The sequence below is a fragment of the Enterorhabdus sp. P55 genome (assembly GCF_009911695.1).
Taxonomy (GTDB): domain Bacteria; phylum Actinomycetota; class Coriobacteriia; order Coriobacteriales; family Eggerthellaceae; genus Enterorhabdus.
Genome location: NZ_QWKK01000246.1, coordinates 1 through 1,052, shown reverse-complemented (window position 1 = coordinate 1,052; position 1,052 = coordinate 1). Strand labels below are relative to the sequence as shown.

The following is a 1,052-nucleotide window of genomic DNA, read 5'->3' as shown; positions in this document are numbered from 1 at the left end:
GGGTCGGGGGGTCGGGGGGTCGGGGGGTCGGGGGGTCGGAGGTCAGCACCGCCGCCGGGCCGCAACATCCACCGCTCCAAGTCGCCAAGGCCTTCCTTCCGAGAAACTGGCCAAAAACAGCACGGTTTACGCTCCCAGACAGCCCCGAGGCGTCCTCTGGTCACCCCCGACCTGGGGAAACACGCGCCAAGAAGCGCCGGGGACATTCAAACCTGCGTAAACCGTACCCTTTTTGGCCAGATTTCCGAAACCTCCCCGCCAGCTCGACGCCCCGACACTGCGAGCCGGAAACCGCGCCCCGCATCGCAGCGACGACACGGCAGAGCCAGACCAGGACCCACCGGGAAGCAAGGCGGCCCCGTACCATCGGGAGTACGAGGCGCCATCCCCCCCCGCCGCCGAGCCCCAGGAGCGCCGCCGAGACGGGAAGCCAGACGCAAAAAAGCCCCGGCCGCTTACGTGACCGGGGCCCAGGCAGCCTGCGTGCGGCGCCCTACTTCTTCTTGCCGTCGAGCATCTCGCGAACCTCGTCACGGCCCTCGTCATGGAATCCCTTCTCGTCGGGAGCAAGACGCTCCAGCAGCTCGAGGAGCTCGCCCATGTGCTCGCGCTCCTCGTCGCGGATGTCGGAGAGCACCTTCTTCGCGTCCTCGTTGTCGGTGGCCAGGACATGCGCGTCGTACTCGTGAATGGCCTCGAGCTCGCCCACCAGATCCTGGCGGATGGCGTTCACCAGCTCCTCGTCGGTGAGCTTGCGCGGCACTTCCATGACGAACGGATTGGACAGGATTGCCATAGTCGTTCCTTTCTACGGACAGGTACAACCGGATGCCGCGGCGTTGATCCATCCGCAGCGTTGCGCCCATCTTAGGGAACCGTCGCGCTCGCGGGGAGCGCGCTTGCCCGTCGCAACCAAGTCGTAGACGCGGCGTAAGCACGGCGACGCCGCGCGTCCGCGGGGAGGGCGCCGATGTCCGCCGCCCTAGCAGCCGACGCCCCCGTCGCCAGCGCCGGCCCGCGCAGCCCCGCCGGCAGCCCCGCAGCGCCCGGCC

Annotated in this window: 1 protein-coding gene; it reads right to left on the bottom strand. The window is 68.7% G+C overall.

Annotation, left to right across the window (positions count from 1 at the left end):
* Positions 1–493: 493 nt before the first annotated feature.
* The gene (locus D1643_RS11100) at positions 494–796 is read right to left on the bottom strand and encodes a ubiquinone biosynthesis protein COQ7 (RefSeq protein WP_201751115.1); all 303 of its coding nucleotides are present in this window, start codon (positions 794–796) and stop codon (positions 494–496) included.
* Positions 797–1,052: the final 256 nt, after the last annotated feature.